At 43.1% G+C, this 18,281-nt stretch carries 14 protein-coding genes; 9 read left to right on the top strand and 5 right to left on the bottom strand.

Annotation, left to right across the window (positions count from 1 at the left end):
* Positions 1-130 precede the first annotated feature (130 nt).
* The 5 genes from QT974_RS13790 to QT974_RS13770 all read left to right on the top strand — a co-directional run bounded on the left by QT974_RS13790 (position 131) and on the right by QT974_RS13770 (position 7,826).
* Positions 131-736 carry a Uma2 family endonuclease gene (locus QT974_RS13790; RefSeq protein ID WP_333469040.1) on the top strand — a complete coding sequence of 202 codons (606 nt, stop codon included), beginning with the start codon at positions 131-133 and terminating at the stop codon, positions 734-736.
* A 267-nt stretch (positions 737-1,003) separates the two neighbouring features.
* Entirely contained in the window at positions 1,004-1,933 is a 930-nt protein-coding gene (locus QT974_RS13785) for a trypsin-like peptidase domain-containing protein (protein WP_333469039.1), read from the top strand.
* A 21-nt stretch (positions 1,934-1,954) separates the two neighbouring features.
* Positions 1,955-3,439, top strand: coding sequence for a hypothetical protein (locus QT974_RS13780; protein ID WP_333469038.1), 1,485 nt, complete (start codon positions 1,955-1,957; stop codon positions 3,437-3,439).
* Positions 3,439-3,897, top strand: coding sequence for a hypothetical protein (locus QT974_RS13775; protein WP_333469037.1), 459 nt, complete (start codon positions 3,439-3,441; stop codon positions 3,895-3,897). Before QT974_RS13780 ends, QT974_RS13775 begins: the two co-directional genes overlap by 1 nt.
* 59 nt (positions 3,898-3,956) lie before the next feature.
* On the top strand, positions 3,957-7,826 hold the full coding sequence (locus tag QT974_RS13770; protein ID WP_333469036.1) for an nSTAND1 domain-containing NTPase: 3,870 nt from the start codon (positions 3,957-3,959) through the stop codon (positions 7,824-7,826).
* Between the two features lie 91 nt (positions 7,827-7,917).
* On the opposite strand, the gene QT974_RS13765 is transcribed toward QT974_RS13770, so the two are convergent.
* From QT974_RS13765 to QT974_RS13755, 3 genes are all read right to left on the bottom strand, one after another.
* Positions 7,918-8,985, bottom strand: coding sequence for a hypothetical protein (locus QT974_RS13765; RefSeq protein ID WP_333469035.1), 1,068 nt, complete (start codon positions 8,983-8,985; stop codon positions 7,918-7,920).
* 18 nt (positions 8,986-9,003) lie between these two features.
* Positions 9,004-10,140 (bottom strand): hypothetical protein, encoded by a 1,137-nt coding sequence (locus QT974_RS13760; RefSeq protein ID WP_333469034.1) that lies wholly within the window; start codon positions 10,138-10,140, stop codon positions 9,004-9,006.
* Positions 10,141-10,505: 365 nt separating this feature from the next.
* The gene (locus QT974_RS13755; protein WP_333469033.1) at positions 10,506-10,790 is read right to left on the bottom strand and encodes a type II toxin-antitoxin system Phd/YefM family antitoxin; all 285 of its coding nucleotides are present in this window, start codon (positions 10,788-10,790) and stop codon (positions 10,506-10,508) included.
* 214 nt (positions 10,791-11,004) lie between these two features.
* Between QT974_RS13755 and QT974_RS13750 the strand changes: the two genes are divergently transcribed.
* Complete coding sequence (locus tag QT974_RS13750) at positions 11,005-13,497, top strand: GH116 family glycosyl hydrolase (RefSeq protein WP_333469032.1); 2,493 nt, start codon at positions 11,005-11,007, stop codon at positions 13,495-13,497.
* A gap of 568 nt (positions 13,498-14,065) precedes the next feature.
* On the opposite strand, the gene QT974_RS13745 is transcribed toward QT974_RS13750, so the two are convergent.
* Positions 14,066-15,481, bottom strand: a complete 1,416-nt coding sequence (locus tag QT974_RS13745) for a DUF4912 domain-containing protein (RefSeq protein ID WP_333469031.1) — start codon at positions 15,479-15,481, stop codon at positions 14,066-14,068.
* Positions 15,482-15,723: 242 nt separating this feature from the next.
* Here QT974_RS13745 and QT974_RS13740 point away from each other — a divergent pair, with 242 nt between their 5' ends.
* Positions 15,724-15,855, top strand: a complete 132-nt coding sequence (locus QT974_RS13740; protein ID WP_333469030.1) for a hypothetical protein — start codon at positions 15,724-15,726, stop codon at positions 15,853-15,855.
* Between the two features lie 217 nt (positions 15,856-16,072).
* On the opposite strand, the gene QT974_RS13735 is transcribed toward QT974_RS13740, so the two are convergent.
* A complete protein-coding gene (locus tag QT974_RS13735) occupies positions 16,073-16,519 on the bottom strand; it encodes an Imm30 family immunity protein (RefSeq protein ID WP_333469029.1) in 447 nt (148 codons plus the stop codon).
* 115 nt (positions 16,520-16,634) lie between these two features.
* Between QT974_RS13735 and QT974_RS13730 the strand changes: the two genes are divergently transcribed.
* A complete protein-coding gene (locus QT974_RS13730) occupies positions 16,635-17,210 on the top strand; it encodes a Uma2 family endonuclease (RefSeq protein ID WP_333469028.1) in 576 nt (191 codons plus the stop codon).
* A 156-nt stretch (positions 17,211-17,366) separates the two neighbouring features.
* Positions 17,367-18,281, top strand: a 915-nt coding sequence (gene cysS, locus QT974_RS13725) for a cysteine--tRNA ligase (protein WP_333469027.1), incomplete at its 3' end; no start/stop codon positions are given.

Raw genomic sequence — 18,281 nt, 5'->3', positions numbered from 1 at the left:
GGGGACGAAAGAGAATATTTCTTGTCCCCCCCTTATTAAGGGGGGCTAGGGGGGATCTCCGGGTTAGTTTTATTTGACAAGAATGCTAAACTACAGTAATTAAAATCAAGCAAAAAAGTATTGATTTCTAATGACTTACACCGCGCAAAAAATCCTCAGCTTTGAAGCATTTGTCGATCGATATTGTGACAACCCCCGCTACGAGCTCGCCGACGGAGAATTAGTTGACAGGTCACCCACAGGCCGCCACGAAACCGTCAGCGGTAAACTGGTAGCTCAAATAGTAATTGCGATCGCAGCAGAAAAACTACCTTGGTTTATTCCCCGGACTTGTTTAATCCGTCCATTTTCGGATGCAGCTACGGCGCGCCGTCCCGATATTGTCGTGTTAGATGAAGCCGCCCTTGTCAGCGAACCCCTCTGGGAAAGAGAACCTGTAATCACGCTGGGGCGATCGATTAAATTGGCAGTAGAAGTAGTCAGCACTAATTGGGAAACAGATTACGCCAGAAAAGTTGAAGAATATGCTATTTTAGGAATTCCAGAATATTGGATAGTTGATTATCGCGGATTGGGTGGTGTGGCCTTTATCGGTAAACCTAAACAACCTACTATCACAGTTTGCCAACTGATTGACCAAGATTATACCAAGCAACAATTTCGCCTTGGTGAACCGATTATTTCTCCTTTGTTAAAGAGCTTGCAACTGCGATTGGATGATGTTTTGCCACGATAAGGTGGTCTGTCAAACTACATATAGGAATTACACATGGGAGCCCAGAAACCGGGTTTTTTTGAGAAAACTTCGTCACAGCACGCACAAACGCATAAAAACCCGGTTTCTTTGGTCTGAGTGGGTAAGTCCTGAGAATGGATATGTCTTTAGGAAGATGATAAACTGGAAAACATCCGGATGTGCCTGCTGGATCAGTGAAGGTAAAAAGCATTAATCACACAGTCAGTGCCCCCAAGTAGCCGATTAGCTAATTTAGAGAAAACTTTAATGAATCCAGACGTATTTTTGGAACAGAAAGAAGTTCCGCCTTTGATAGCAGCATTGACTCACTGGTCACAGCAGGTTATTATTGCGAGCGATCGCCAGGATGTTTTGAATAATTCTGGAATTCATCAGGCTTTATTAAACCAGATCAAATGTGAGAATAAGCCTCCTCTTTTTGCTAATAGTTTAATAGCGGAATTGAAAAAATATTCTTTTTCATATCAAAAAGCTGATTATCATCCGCTGGTTAACTTCCTGCAATATTTGTGCGATCGTGCTCAATTGCAAATAGATGAATTACGAGACGAAGATGTTGCCTTATTTAGCAAATTAGTGGAAGAAGGACATGAAAAACTTAAAGCTTTAGCGAGTCGTCATGCCGTAGGCAGAATAGAATCACCCAAAGGAACTGGTATCGGTACGGGAGTCCTAATTCAGCCAGATTTATTACTCACCTGCAATCATGTTTTTACTAAAACTCAAGTAAAAGAAGCATGGGTGCGTTTTAATTACAAATCTGAAATCCTCCCGTTAGACCAATATTTATTTGAACTAAATCTCGATCTTGTCAGCGCCCATAACCGTCCAGATCATGCTTTAGTCAGAGTCAAGGGTAAACCGAAACAACTGATAGCAAATAAAATTAATAATACCCTAGATAGCGGTCAAGAAATTCGCACGATCCATCATCCTCTCGGTAAACCTGTAGAGATTTCCCAAATCGGTCATATCGTTCAGGTAGGAGAAGATTATATTAACCATAACCTTCGTACTGACAATGGTTCCTCTGGCGCACCTATTTTTAACCGTCAGTGGGAATTAATTGCCATACATCAGGGTGATACAGGTATTGGTCGTACTCTCCCACCTGGTATAATGGGAGGAATTCCCATTCGTGCTATCTGGGATAAAATTTCACCGCATCTTGCTTAATTCTAGCTAGGAGTAAACCAAATGAAACTTTGGCAGTCCGTTGCTGAAAGTGTTAATCGCGAGGCAAAAAAATATAAAACGCTGTTTCTTCCAGAATATCGAGTTGATGTCGGTAGCAGCGGTACTCCAATTCAAGCTGGTGAGGCATATTGTCGCATTTGGCTGGTAGAAATGAGTCTTGCTAAAGATGTCGATTGGTTCAAGCAGCGATATCCCGTAGTTCATGCAGCGGTGCGCTTCGATCGCGGTGGTAAATCCGTTACTATTCCCTATATTGCTGCACCGGGGAATCTCAAGGAATTAGCAAAAGACAATTTAGACAGAGTAATTCAATACAACTATCCGCTGACTCCTCTGTTTCCTTTCAATCAAGGTTTAGTGGAGTTACAAGCCGGATTGTTTAGTATTTCTGCTAGCGATCCAATTGGTAAATTAATCGAGACGATCGGGCGATTTTCCAAACTTTTACCCGTACCAGAACTATCAAAAGTTATAGATTTAGCAGACCCTGTATATCGGGGAATTGAAGATTTATTCGATCTAGGAGAAAGGCGTTTAGAACTGGGCTATCATCAGACTTTCTCTGATGCGGATGGGGGTGGCAGTAATACTCTAAAAGATGGTTATTTTGTAGCAATTTTGGCTGAAGATAGTGAGATTAATACATCTCAACTCTGCGTGGTTAATGACAGTCTTAGGATTGGTTCTCCAGGCAGTACGAGAGTTTTCGTGCGGGATGGGAAACCTTTAGAAGGTTATAGCTATATGCTATTTCGCTTGGAAAAACGAATAGCTCAAGATTGGGAGTCTTTGACGAGTATTAAAGAGTTGGTTGACCAAGCACAAGATGCCATCAGTGCAGGGAAATATGAGCCAGTAAAAACATTGCTATTGCCTGCGATTAAAACAGCGATTTACCGCAGTCCCGATGTGGCGAAATGCGATCGCAAACCGATGGTGTTGAAAATCGAAGATTATTTGCGGGAGATCGGTTTACAAAGCAAGGGAGAAAGGCGATCGCTCTATTCCATCATGCAGCGCCCTTTACCGCCAATTGATGATGAGACAGAGGCAGAATTAGCAACATTAGAAAAGCTATTTGCCAACAATACTTCCACAGCATTAAGGCATCTGTCAACAATTAACACCGACAACAAAACAGCCGAACGTTTTATCCGAGAAATGGATGCGGCTTTAGATATTGGCGATTGGAAAACTGCCCAGCAGATTTCTATAGAAGCGATCGATCATTACCCCGATCATCAAGAGATTAATCGGTATGCTTACATTCTCGCCCCCTCAAAAGTTACCGTTAGTCCAAGCGATCCAGAAAAGCGTAAAAATATTCAAGCCAGTCGCAAGTGGATCAGAGAAAATTGGCAGAAATATCGCGGTAATTGGGTGGCAGTAAAAGCGGGTGAATTATTAGCAACAGCCAAATCCTTTGATGAATTGGTTGTACAGCTAGAAGATACACAGGGTACATTGTTAACGGTGATTCATTAATGAGTCTACTGCTATTTCCAGATGGAGAATATTTTGCGATCGGTGCGATTAATTATGCTTATCGTCCGGCAATTACCAGCGATACAACGAATCGAATCATCATAGTTGTTTATGTCGAAGATTGTATCACAGAAGCTGTTCTGGATACTGGTGCGCCATACCCAATCATCGCACCAAAAGTTGCCAAACAAGCTGGTTTAGATAAAGTTGAGCCACTGGAGAGAAAAACAATGTTAGTCAGAGGAATGCGACTGGAAGGGAGTATTATTCGCTTGAATATGACTTTACCTGCTGATGAGGGTGAGGATTTGACAGTGGATGCTACAGCTTTTATTCCTGATGTTGAGGAATACTGGGGAGATTTCCCTTCTTTTATCGGTCAAATCGGTTTTTTAGAAAGGATTCGTTATGCTGTCGATCCGGCTACTGATACATTTTATTTTGGTTTGCTTGGTTGAATTATTGAATATCAAGTTCAATAATAGGATACAGAAAAAATATTTTTTAGCAGCTAATTATGGAGTCTCTTACTGCCCAAGAACAAGCAAAGCTTAAAGAAATTTTGTCTAAGAGTTCGCAACTGCAAACGGCGGATAATCGTATTGATTTTATCACGTCATGTGGGCTTCATATTTATTTGAAGTCTATTCAGATAGATAAAATTTTTGATATTTTTTTTACGAGCCTTATGGCTGTGTTTTGCACAAAAGTTATCAAAACTGAAAATGGAGAAGAAAAATTAGCATTAGTTATTTTTTTAGAATACTTTATTCAGCTCGAAACCACTTTGTCTACGGAAGACAAAGATTCGATCGAACATTTTATTCAAAAATGCCAAGTAAAGCCAAGGAAGAATGGGAATTGCCCGTATCGGGGCTTGTCAGCATTTACAGAAGATGATAAACACCTATTTTTTGGACGGGAGACATTTGTCGAGCGATTATTTAAAACGGTACAAGAAAAGTCGTTAGTCGCAGTAACAGGTTCTTCTGGTAGCGGTAAATCTTCTGTCGTTTTTGCGGGTCTATTTCCCAAACTGAAACAAGAAGGTAATTGGCGCTATATCTCATTTCGTCCTTGCTCTCCTAACACAAATCCCTTCTCTAACTTGGTAATAGCACTAGAAAAGGTTGGATTAGAAGTAGGAAAGAGAACAACTAAAGAAATTATAGAAAACCTCCAAAGTAAGCAAGAGGATTTATCAAATGAAATTGGCAGGATTTTGTGGAATAATTCTGACCAACACTTGCTACTGTTTATCGATCAGTTTGAAGAATTATACAAGCAAGATATAAATCAAAAAGAACAAGCTATCTTTATAGAGCAAATTCTGAATGCTATTAAAAATACAAAAAAATTAACCATTGTTTTTACAATACGGGCTGATTTTTGGGCATACGTTCTGTCCGATCGAGATTTGACAGATGCTATACAAGATGCAAATGTCCCATTGGCACCGATGAACCGTATAGAGTTACAAGATGCGATCGAAAAACCTGCTCATTCTCAAGGTGTACAAATTGAAGCTAGATTAACTGATCAAATGCTTAATACAGTTGAAGGGAAGCCCGGTAATCTTCCTCTCGTTGAGTTTGCGCTGACGCAGTTGTGGGAAGAACAGTCTGAAGGTAAGCTTACAAATGAGGCATATCAAAAAATTGGAGGTGTAGAAAATGCCTTAGCGAAGCACGCACAGGAGCAGTATGATGCCCTCAATAAATCGGAACAGCGAAAGGTACAACAGATTTTTATTCAATTAGTCTATCCAGGACAAGGGACAGAAGATACACGAAGATTGGCAACTCGTTCAGAAGTGGGAACTGATAATTGGGATGTCGTTGCCAAGCTAGCCGATGCACGTCTGGTTGTTACAGGAAGTAGAACATTAGAGGCAACTCTCACTGCTGATTTTCAAGAATCTAATTCTGCTTCTGAAGAAACAGTTGAAGTTATCCACGAAACATTAATAACAAAATGGAAAGTTTTAAAGGAGTGGATAGATGGCGATCGCACATTCCGTACTTGGCAAGAGAGACTAAGATCATCAATGCGTCAGTGGAAAAACAGTAAAAACGATCGAGGTGCATTGCTGCGTGGGTCTCTTTTAGAGGAAGCAAAAGAGAAGCTTGACACCCATCTCAATTACTTATCTGATGACGAAAAAGACTATATTGAACGTAGTTTGTCATATAAAAGACAGAAAGAAGTCATTTCATTTTTATTTTTAGTTGGATCTGCTACTTTATTCGCTATATCTTACTTGTCTTTTTCCCAAGCGAAAGAAGCTCAGGACGGCACAAAATTAGAACAGCAAAGTAATAGCGTTATCAGACAATTTCCCAACAATCAAATACAAGCTTTGGTCGAAACAATACAAATTGGAAAAGAGTTAGAAAAAAATGTAACCGATCGCCAAATCAAAGACTATCCCACAATTAGACCGATATCAGTTTTACAAGAAATTCTAGACAACATTCACGAAAAAAATAAATTTGATACGGGTCATGAAATAGTAACCAGTATAAGTTTTAGTCCCGATAGTCAGTCCATTGCTACTGTAGGAAAAGATGGGAAACTACGACTTTGGAATTTATCAGGACAAATTATCAAAGAAATACAGGCTCATGATGGTAAGATATCTGGAGCTAATAGTGTCACTTTTAGCCCTGATGGTAAGAGAATTGCAACATCTGGAGAGGATCAGAAAGTAAAATTTTTTGATGCAGTATCTGGCGAATTGTCAAAGACATTATCAGAGAAAGAAAGCGGAATTAAAAGTGCTAGCTTTAGTCCTGATGGCAAGAAAATTGCGACATCAGGTTATTATGGAATTGCCAGAATCTGGGATTTATCTGGCAAGCAGCTACCTATAACATTAAAAGGATACAAAGAGAGCGACAAAATTACAAGCATAACTTTTAGCTCAGATCGGAAGACAATCGCCACTGCTGCTGATGATGGTACCGTCAGACTTTGGGATTTATCTGCTGGCAAAGAACTATCTAAAATCACGCCGCACAAAGGTAAAGCTGTTCTTAGTGTCAGATTTAGCCCAGATGGAAAATTGTTTGCTACGGCTGGGGAAGATAAGAGCCCACGTATTTGGAATCTATCAGGACAGGAACAGAGAAAATTGGAAGGACACAATGAACTCGTCAGTTTTGTTGATTTTAGTCCTGATGGTAAACAGTTAGTTACAACTTCCGATGATGGCACAGCTAAAGTATGGGATGCAGCATCAGGAAAAGAAATTTATAATTTTCAGGGGCATGAAAGATCGGTCTTAACTGCAAGTTTTAGTCCCGACAGTAAGTATCTTGCTACTGCGGGGAAAGATGGTAAAACTAGAATTTGGAATTTATCAGATCAACAAACTACTCAAACGACTGAATTTAAAGGTCATCAAAGCGATGTCAATACTCTGAGTATCAGCCATGATGGAACGCGAATGGCCTCTGGAGACAATAATGGTTTTGTCAGATTGTGGGACTTGTCTACTAATAAGCAGATAGGTAAAGAATTTAAAGCTGATAATAGAGGTCGTGTTTTGAGTATAACGTTTAGTCCAGATAGCAAGTTTTTGATTTCAGGTGGAGAAGATGGAATCGCTAAAATTTGGGATTTATCGGGACAGTTAGTCAGACCATTGAAAGAAAAGCAAGGCAATTATTTTATTTCTAGTCTCAGTTTCAGTTCAGATGGAAAGTATATTGCTATAACAGGATCAAATCAAACGCCTAAAATTTGGAGTTGGGATGGTGAAAAAATTGCCCAAAAAATTGCAACGTTAGAAGGCCATAAAGATTTAGTGTATCAAGTTAGCTTTCATCCCAAACAAGAGCTTATAGCTACTGGTGCATGGGACGGCACTATTGGACTATGGAAGTTGTCTGATAATAAAGTGAACAAAATTAAAATCTGGTCTGGAGATCAAGGAAAGATTCGGAGTTTGAGTTTTAGTTCAGATGGAAAATACCTGGCTACAGCAGATGACAATAGTCAACTTAAAGTTTGGGATTTATCAGGTCAAGAAAAACTTAAATTATTTAGTTATCAAAGAGAAATTCAAGCTGTAGCTTTTAGCTCTGATGGTAAGTATATTGCGACTGGAGGAAAGGATGGGACGGTTAAACTTTGGGACTGGCTGGGACGGCAAGTTTTTGAGTTTAAAATTGAAAAAGGTTCTGTTTGGGATATCAGTTTTAGCGCTGATGGACGCTCAATTGTTGCCGGTGGTGATAGCGGTCAGTTGCAGTCATGGGCGGTTAAGGATCTAGATCAATTGTTGGCTGAAGGCTGTGACTGGCTTAAAGGATATCTTGAAAATTCTGGGCAAGCAAAGGATAAATTGAAAGTATGCCGTAATAAAGATAGCAATCCTAAATGAATTATCAACATTCTGTAGATTGGCTTGAACTAATTGAAACCCAACGGTTGCCGAAAAATGAATGTTGGGTTTCTTTCCTTAAGTCAACCTACTATTGCGGTGCCCACTCCGGATCGTTGCTAAGGTCATTCCAAAACCTTAGATTGCGTGGTTCATTTGGATACAGATACGAGAGAGACTCAACAATTTTTGTGGCTTCTGCAAGACTTAGAGTATCCGAATGTAAATTATAAATCCACGCAGAACTTCCACCGTCCGAGGGAGTATTTTCCGATATATTGCTTGCCTCTGGTGGATAGGCTCTGATAATGACTTCTATAGAAGACTTATCAGAAGTTTTATCAAATTCTTTGTATCCAATAATCACCTCACCAAAAGCAGGTGAATTAACTGCTTTAAGTTTCGGGGCATAAGGAGGTGGTCCCGCACCAGGGCCAGGTGCAACAGTCGTGATTTTAAAACTATCATTACTAGCATTTTTATAAGCAATTTCATATTTGACACCATAGCCGTATGGATCTGTAGGAGACACTTCAAGTTTAAAGCTATGAATTTTAAATCCTGGGGGAAGATAAGTCGGTAAAATCGCCTCAACTTTGTGTGGTTTACCCTGAGTGTTTTTGAATATAATATTTTTCAACTGTTCTACTTGCTGTGGTGTTAATTGTGCAGCTTTAGCTACAGCATCTTTTGTCGGCTGAGATTTCAGCTTAGTAGTAATGACAATAGGTTCTCCTACTTCAGCACTACCCAGCTTAGGAACTAGAAATTGTTGAAATTGATGTGCACGTTCCTGACTATAAAAATAGGCTATTCGGATAAATGTCCCTCCTTTGTCTATCCTAGTTTTGTAATCAGCATCTCCACAAAATTTAGATTTGACAATTTCTAAATTAACATTCGTACTGTAATGATGAATCCAAACAGGATAAGTCTTGAAATTATCTGCTTTGGCATCCTTGGGTAGTTTATCACCACAACTTGCTTGCGGGAACGAAACGCTATCGAAAGGATTCGTGGGTTGACTGGTTTTCGTCTTTGGCGATCGATCGACTTTTTGCGGTTGTGGTGTTGGCGGTACTTTAGAGTTAGTCTGAGTTCGATCGCAAGCTACTAAAAATGCAATCAAGAGTCCAATTATCAATGTATTTAGTTTCATATTGGTTTTCAGATCAGGTTAAGGATTCAGGTATTGGAGTGATTCAACAATTTTGGTGGCCTCATTCAAACTGATGGTTTGATCGTCCTGGTTAAGATAGCCACCAGCAGACAGAAACACATAAAAATTATTATCTTTTACAAAGCGATTCATAGGACCTGTAAATGCTATATACGGCTTATTGTTTGTTCCGTCATAATTTGTATATCCTAACTCAACTTTACCCAAAGCTGGCGAAGAGATATTTTTAACTATTTCAAAACTGAGAGGTGACTCACCTATGTCATGCTGAATACCACCTACAACTGCAAAGCAAAACTTACTTGAATTGCAATAATCAATGCGATATCTTAGTCCGCCATGACCGTCGTCATCGGCTGTACGAAAGCCACTAACCTGAAATCCAGGAGGAATATAGGTTGGGACAACAAATCTTGATTTAACTTCTTTAGTTCCAGATCTAATATAAGACTTGTGCTTTTCCATTTCTATTAATTCTTTAATTTGAGCAGACGTTAGTTTTGCGGCTTTGCCGATCGCGTATGGTGAATTGTCAGCTTTTTTATCTTGACTTTCTTGATCACCTGTGGGTTGTGCAGCTTTAGCTACATCTTTAGTAGATTTTGGTATTGGCTTAGCACCTATGACGGTAGCCTCACCTACCTCTACACTGGTACTCCCTAGCTTACGTGCCAGAAATTCTTTAAATTGATTAACACGTTTTTCGTCAGTGAAAGATGCGACTTGTATAACGTATTTGCCCTTATCTTTTGTGGTTATTTTTAAAGCATCTCTACAATAATTAGTCTTAATAGTTTGTAAATTACTGTCGCTGTAATCGACGAATACTGGATACAACTTAACTGTATCTGTTTTCCTGTCAGTTGGCATTGTATCGCCACAACTTGCTTTAGGGAATGAATCGCTATCAAAAAGATTAGGTAAATTTGTGGCTGTGGGTGTGGATGTTGGTGTTTTTTCAGATACTACCGGAGTGGTTGTCGGGCTGGGTGTTGGTGTTTTTTCAGGTACTACCGGAGTGGTTGTCGGACTGGGTGTGGCGCTTGGTGATGCTGATGTTGCAACTGTAGTAGTATCGTTACAGCCAACTAACAGCGCGATCAATAATCCAGGGATTGCCAAATTTAGTTTCATGTTTAAGATTTATTTGTATGTATAGTATCAATTCCGACTCTCAGGCAGAGTCATCAGGATGTTTTACATGGAGAAATCCAATTGAAGAAGTCGGGTTTCTCAGGCAGAAAAATTTCTACTTCTGTCAGTCTTGACAAAAAAGTAGTTTTGTGTTTACAGATATTTACCTAAGTTTTGTATAATCGATCGATAAGCTCGATTAATTCAATTTCAGGACTTACGCATGGGGTCCAGAAACCGGGTTTTTTCCGAAATAATCGTCACAACCCGCAGATTCGGTTAAAAACCCGGTTTCTTCGATCGAAGCGCGTCCAGGACTGACAATGCAACCGAAAACGATATGACTTGATATTTCTGATTCATGGCTAACTGTCTAACTTATCAAACAGTTGATTCAAAAAATCTTCCGCTTTTTTTCCTTCTTCTCGATCCATTTGTGCCAAACCCAGTTTAATCCCCTTTAAAGTCTCTAATAACTCAACTGCATCTAAAAGCTTCTGATACGATTCAGCATCTTGAACAACTAACTCTGCTTTCCCGTTGACAGTGAGAACTACAGGATGTTTTGTTTGCTTGAGCCGCTGCAAAAACTCAGTCGTATTACGTTTGAAATCGGTGAGAGAATGTATGTCTCTTGAAAGGTTAATCATAATAATGACGTTAAATTAGCATCTAATTAAATGTTAAACGATAGCTGCGGAGTTTGTCAATCTAAGCTTAGGTGATATTCTGCCCCGATCGAGTGGCTGGCTGCAATCTAAAATCTAAAATCTAAATCATAAACCGCGTTTTTTGCGCAAGTCTTATATACTATTAAAGCTCTGCCGGAATCCCACCGATCGCCCTTGCCACCAAAATCAAATCATGAACGATCGCACATCCCATCCAAACATCCCCCCACACACCTGGAAACGCGCCATTGGCCTCGGTTGGGACAATCCCTACACAGTCCGCTACGCCAGCAATCTTGACGACGGCCCCTGGCACGGAATGCCTCTAGGTGGTTTTGGGGCTGGGTGCATCGGGCGATCGTCCCGCGGAGACTTCAACCTTTGGCACATCGACGGCGGCGAACACATTTTTCGCAGTTTACCAGCTTGTCAGTTCAGCATATTTGAAGAAACAAAAGGCAAAAAACAAGCCTATGCACTGTCCACCGAACCGCCGAAAGATGGCAGTTTATTTAGTTGGCAATGGTATCCAGGGGAAGGAAGTTCGGCAGCGGATTTTGTAACGGATGTAACGGATGTAACGGATGTAACGGATGTAACGGATGGGAAACAGAAGAAAGAAGCGAGAGGGAAAGAATCAAATTCGGGGACTTATCATGCTTTGTATCCGCGCAGTTGGTATGTTTACGAAAATGTATTTCAGGCTCAATTAAGCTGCGAGCAATTTTCGCCAATTTTGCCGAATAATTATCAAGAAAGCAGTTACCCAGTCGCCATGTTTGAATGGGTGGCGCACAATCCTACAGATGCGCCGATTACTCTCAGCATCATGCTGACTTGGCAGAATATTGTCGGCTGGTTTACTAATGCCAACAAGTCGCCGGAAGTCAAGGTGCGAGATGATGGCAGTCCATTTTATGACTATAAACCCCGGTGGGGAGAAAGTGCCGGAAATATGAATTTGTTGGTGGAAGATTTTCACCGTTTCGGTTGCGTGATGACGCGGTTGACGGCTGATGATGAACCGCAAGAAGGGGAGGGACAGTGGGCGATCGCAACTATTACCAATCCGGCGGTAGAAGTATTCTATCAGACTCGCTGGAATCCGGCGGGGGACGGCGATGATATTTGGCGACACTTTGCTGCGGAAGGTTTCTTGTTGGATGACAAAGATGAGACAGCCGCCGCCCCAGGAGAACAGTTGGCTTGTGCGATCGCAGTTCGGTTTACAATTAGACCAGGCAAAACTCGCAAAATCCCCTTTATCATAGCTTGGGATTTGCCCGTTACTGAGTTTGCATCGGGAGTTTCTTACTACCGCCGTTATACCGATTTCTTCGGGCGAAATGGCAAAAATGTGTGGCCGATGATTCGCACGGCGATGAAGCATTCGGATACTTGGCGCGAAAGTATTGAAGCTTGGCAAAAACCGATTTTAGAACGGACTGATTTGTCGGATAGTTTTAAAATGGCGCTGTTTAATGAGTTGTACATTTTAACTCAGGGCGGTAGTCTCTGGAGTGCGGCTGATGAACGCGATCCGAAGGGTCAATTTGGGGTTTTGGAGTGTCTTGATTACCGCTGGTACGAAAGTTTGGACGTGCGGCTTTACGGTTCTTTTGCTTTGTTGATGCTGTGGCCTGACTTGGAAAAGTCGGTAATGATTGCCTTTGCTAGGGCAATTTCGGCTGGTGACGATACTCCGCGAGTTATTGGTTGGAATCAAGCTGCGGCTATTAGAAAAGCTGTCGGTGCGACGCCGCACGATTTGGGTGCTCCCAACGAACATCCTTGGGAAAAAACCAATTATACTAGCTATCAAGATTGCAATTTGTGGAAGGATTTACCTTGCGATTTTGTGTTGCAGGTTTATCGGGATTTCCTGTTGACTGGTGGCACAGATTGTGAGTTTTTGCAAGAGTGTTGGTCGGCGATTGTTGAGGCTTTGGCTTATCTGAAAACTTTTGATCGGGATGGGGACGGCATTCCTGAGAATTCGGGTGCGCCGGATCAGACGTTTGATGATTGGCAAATGCGGGGAATTAGTGCGTATTGCGGGGGTTTGTGGCTGGCGGCGCTGGAGAGTGCGATCGCGATCGGCGAAATATTAGAAGATGCAGCACCGGAGATACTTCCGAATCCGCAAGAGAAGATTGCATTATATCACAGTTGGCTGCTACAAGCAAGACCTAGCTATCAAGAAAAACTGTGGAACGGTCAATATTATCGTTTGGACACCGAGAGTAATTCGGAAGTAGTGATGGCCGACCAATTGTGCGGTCAATTTTATGCAAAACTGTTGGGATTGCCGGATATTGTGCCGCCAGAATGTGCAGTCAGCGCTTTAGAAACAGTGTATGAATCTTGTTTCTTAAAATTCAATGATGGTGAGTTCGGTGCGGCAAATGGGGTGATGCTGAACGGTTCGCCGGAAAATCCGAATGCGACTCATCCTTTGGAAGTTTGGACGGGGATTAATTTTGGGTTGGCGGCTTTTTTGGTACAGATGGGTATGGAGGAGAAAGCGTTTAAGTTGACGGATGCGGTGGTGAAGCAGATTTATCAGAATGGGTTGCAGTTTCGGACGCCGGAAGCGATTACGGCTGGGGGGACTTTTCGGGCGAGTCACTATTTGCGGGCGATGGCAATTTGGGCGATTTATGGGGTGTTGACTAATTTTAAATAGGGCATTGGTGCGATAAGATGAGGTACGTTGTTGGGATGCGAGCCCTCTTAGTTTAAGCGGTTATGTAAGCTGTCAGTCATACCTCACCTTTATGATAAAGGCTATAGCCTTTATCATAAACATGAGGTATGACTGTAAATAAAGTTTGGGAGCATCTCAGTTTTGTAAAAAGCATTTTTTTATATTATAGTGCGAGCGTCCCCGCTCGCGTATTCTATAAATACGCGAGCGGGGACGCTCGCACTAATGCAAAACTGAGATGCTCCCGGTGCGTGAGTCATAGTCTCTAAGTGTGGATTTAAAGATTTCTCGCCCTCGCGCACCCTACAAATAAATCATTCTTCTTCCTTCTTCCTTCTGTCAACTGTCACAGGTCAACTGTCAAATCTTCCTTCTAAATACAAAAAACACCGCTCCTCAAAATAGGAGAACGGTGTATAGGGGGTGTTATGGGTTGTTGTCTGGAATTAACCCTAACAAATCGCCATTTGCTCCGGTTAGACCTTGTGATGGTTAAAAAATTGGCACAAACCTGCACGCCTAACCCGATCGCGATCGACCTTTACGATTAGCCCAACCATTCCACAACAGCATCTTCCTTGGTATTGGTGCGCCGTTCAGGGGTTTCGCGGTTGAATTTCATGTGGACAGCGCGGTTTTGTTCGCCGTCGGCTGCTACTGCAAAAATCGGATAGTCGATCAAGCCGTCTTGGAATGACATCTGGAAGCGGAAAGTGCCGTCAGCATTGAGTTTAATCGGCTGTCCGCCTACGTAGACGGTGGCGTCGGGCTCGGTAGCGCCGTAGACGATCAGTTCAGCATCAGCAACTAACCAGAACTGCCGGGGGCGCATCGGGGCGCCAAAGCCAACTCCCGACATACCGACACCGGACATACCGACACCGGACATGGTGAGGCCGGACATCCCGACACCCGACGCAGTGAGGCCGGACATTCCGACACCGGACATGGTGAGGCCAGACATTCCGACACCCGACGCGGTGAGGCCGGACATTCCGACACCGGACATTCCGACACCGGACGCGGTGAGGCCGGACATCCCGGCCCCAGCCCACATTCCGACGCCGGAGGGGAACACGTAGGAACTCAAAGCTTGTTCGTGGATAGCTGCTTGCTGGATGGAACCTGCGACGTGCTGCATCGAACCGAAGATCGAACCTGCTACGCGCATCGATTCGGCCGATTCTGCCATGCCGAAGATTTGTTCGTAGATGGCGTTACCGCTGCTGTAACCAACACTCGCGCCGTTGGTTGCTTTGGCGATTTTCTTGGCTGGGGGAACGAGTTCGGCGAAGGTTTGGCCGGCCAAGTCTTCTTCCCAGTCGAGGGTGATAAATTGGTCTTCAATCCAGTCGCTGGGATAGATGGGTGGGACTCGGACTTGGGCCGATCGCGCTAACACTAACCAACGGCCATCTGCACAGCGGTAGCCGATGTCGATCGCATAATCGCGATCGCTAACCGGGATTGGCACGTACCATTCCCGCGCCAGTTCGTCGCAGGGATATTCTTGAATGCTGTGGGGGCTTTGGATTTCGAGGTTAACATCTGTAACGTCGTAGATCCGCAGGGCTAGTTGCTGTCCGCCTTGGCGGCGCAATTCTTCTTTGCGATCGTTCGGGATATCCCAGTAGGTGTAGGCCCATTCTGGATCGCGGGGCATCAAAACCACCCGGCTTTCGCCGTAGCCGTTGGGCAAATCTGCTAAACCTTCATCTACAGAGGCCAGAGAACCGCCTGTTCTATCTTCTTGACCTAGTTCAAACTTTGCTGCTTCCACTGCTTCTTGTGCCTCTAGTTTGCGAGATGGACTGTATGAAAACTTGTTGCGCTGAATTTCTTGAATTGATGCCAGAAGTTGCGATTTCCGCATCCGGCTGTAGCGAGAGACTCCACATTCGCTAGCAACTCTGCGGAGTTGTCGCAAAGTCATCTCTTCTAATGGTGGGCGTTCTTTTGCCATGAGTTTATTCTCCACTAATTTGGGATGGCGGGTTAGATTTTTCGATTCAACACTAATGTGTTGACTTTTTGAGTTAGAAACTCTTTTAAATACAAGTACGATCGAGCTTCTGAATCTCTCCAACCTTTGAAGCCTTGCTGGTTTTTACCTTGTCTTGTCCCCAATTGCGATCGGGGGTTCTGACTTATTGGCTTCTGCGCGCACCGTCCGATCTAAATAAAGCTTTATCTATCGATTCTTGATTGACAAACAAGATCGATTTTGCGAGTGCGATCGGTGCTGCTAGCAACGCTGTGCCAGCAGCACACGCGCTATCTGACTCCCAAAGTTACTCAATCAAAGCATTTCTTTGGGATCGCTTTGTCATGACTTAATCTTGCAGACAACACCCGCTCTGGTCAAGGGGTCTTTTGCCTCAATCATGGGTACTTATACGCATTTTCGGGGATTTGGGGATCAATATGTCAGGAAACTTTGACAAATTGGGGATTTGGGGGATCGGTGTTGAAGCGAATGTCAGGATTTGATGACATATCGTGTTGGTGGCTTTTGATGGGTTCGGTGGGTGGGGGCGATCGGAATGAATCGTCCTTACCTAGCTAACTCTAATTTTGGTTCCCGCTTATTTAAATGGTAACTAGCGCTTTCTTCTAGCAATTGACGAACAAAATTAGGTTCTTGGGTGTTCAATGAATAATGCAAAATATCTCGATACAAACGACAAGCATCATCATCATTCAAAATGCTGGTGTGAAGGATTCTCGTCCATTCCGAAGCAACGAGCATTAATTGCGGTACAACTGTCACAAATGCTTGCATCTGTGCGAACACATCAAAAGATTCCAGAAAATGAATCAAACCAAACATGACTTCTGGCTGTTCGCAGCGATCGTCTAAAATCAGATGTAAATCTGGCAAATCTTCATTTTGAGGACGATCGGCAAGTGAGGCTAAAGCATTTTCAAAAGCTGTAACTTCATCAGGCGATCGCATCAATTTATTTGCTTCTAAAATGTTAATCCAGATATTTTTCTTCATCAGCTATTACCTTCGTTGTAGAATTAGTACAAGGTTACTTTAAAAAGCCGATATAACCTTGCAAGCTTTTGTGACACAATAGAATAGGTGATAGCCGATCGCGAGGCCGCACAATATGCTCAAAACCACCATTACCATTCCCCAAACCTTCAAAGTAACTCACGAACAGTTCCAGCAAATTGCTGCCGTCAACCGTGACTTAAGGCTAGAAAGAAGTGCTACAGGAGAATTAATCGTGATGCCGCCCACAGGAAGCGAGACAGGCAATCGAAACCTAGATATTGAAGGACAACTCTGGCTGTGGAATCGCCAAACCAAGCTGGGAGTAGCATTTAACTCTTCTAGCGGTTTTAGACTGCCCAATGATGCCGATCGCTCCCCAGATGCCTCCTGGGTTAAATTAGAACGGTGGCAAGCCCTCACAACCAAAGAACAAGAAGGTTTTGCTCCCATTTGTCCCGATTTTGTTGTAGAATTGCGCTCTAAGTCTGACAACCTGGAACCATTGCGGGAAAAAATGCGGGAATACATGGCAAATGGAGCTCGTTTGGGTTGGTTAATCGATCGCAAAAATAAGAAAGTAGAGATATACAGACAAAATCAGGATGTGGAAATATTAGATCGTCCCAGGACTTTATCCGGGGAAGATGTGTTGCCGGGATTTGTCTTAGATTTAACAGATGTTTGGTAATCCTTCTAAATCCTCGATAATTATCTCTCAGTCGGCGGAGGCCGACTTTGCTTGTATAGCTGCGGTTTCAACCGCCGAGTATTTCGCAACACCGAAAGATTCACCAACCGCAATATAATAAGTAGGTAGGTACATCAATCCCAAATCTCAAATCCCATGCCCCTAACGCTTTACAACAGCTTGACCCGCCGCGAATCACCTTTTGAGCCGATCGCACCAGGAAAGGTGCTGATGTACTGCTGCGGCGTTACGGTGTACGATTACTGCCATGTCGGCCACGCCCGCGCTTATATTGTGTGGGACATGGTGCGCCGCTATCTGATGTGGCGCGGATACGATGTTCGCTACGTGCAGAATTTTACCGATATTGATGACAAGATTCTCGATCGCGCCCGCGAGACAAATTCCACAATGGAAGCCGTAGCCCAACGCTTCATTGACGAATATTTTGCGGACATGGACAAACTCAATATTCTCAGGGCCGATGAATATCCCCGCGCCACCCACTCAATCGACGGCATCAAACGGCTGATTCACGAGTTAGAAAACAAAGGTTTTGCTTATGCCAACAGCGGTGACGTTTACTACAGCGTTCGCAAGTTTGACAACTACGGAAAACTTTCCGGCCGCAAGTTAGAAGAAATGGAAGCAGGGGCTAGCGGCAGATTGGAAACCGCCGAAATAGAAGCTCAAAAAAAGCAAGATTCATCAGATTTTGCTTTGTGGAAAAGCGCTAAACCTGGTGAACCTTTTTGGGAATCATCCTGGGGAAAAGGTCGCCCCGGATGGCACATTGAATGTTCGGCGATGGTGCGCGATTGCTTGGGCGAAACTATTGATATTCACTGCGGTGGTTCCGATTTAACTTTTCCCCATCACGAAAACGAAATTGCTCAATCAGAAGCCGCGACGGGCAAGTCTCTGGCTAATTATTGGATGCACAATGCTTTTGTGACTGTTAATGGCAGAAAGATGTCTAAGTCTTTGCACAATTTTATTACAATTCGCGATTTGTTGGAGGGGAATTGGTCGGGTGATTTGGAATCTAACCCCCCCCAGCCCCCAAAGGGG

This window comes from Microcoleus sp. BM001215392, assembly GCF_036700185.1.
In the GTDB taxonomy this organism is placed as follows: domain Bacteria; phylum Cyanobacteriota; class Cyanobacteriia; order Cyanobacteriales; family Microcoleaceae; genus Microcoleus.
The sequence above is the reverse complement of the archived record's forward strand: the minus strand, read 5'-3'. Positions and strand labels throughout refer to the sequence as shown.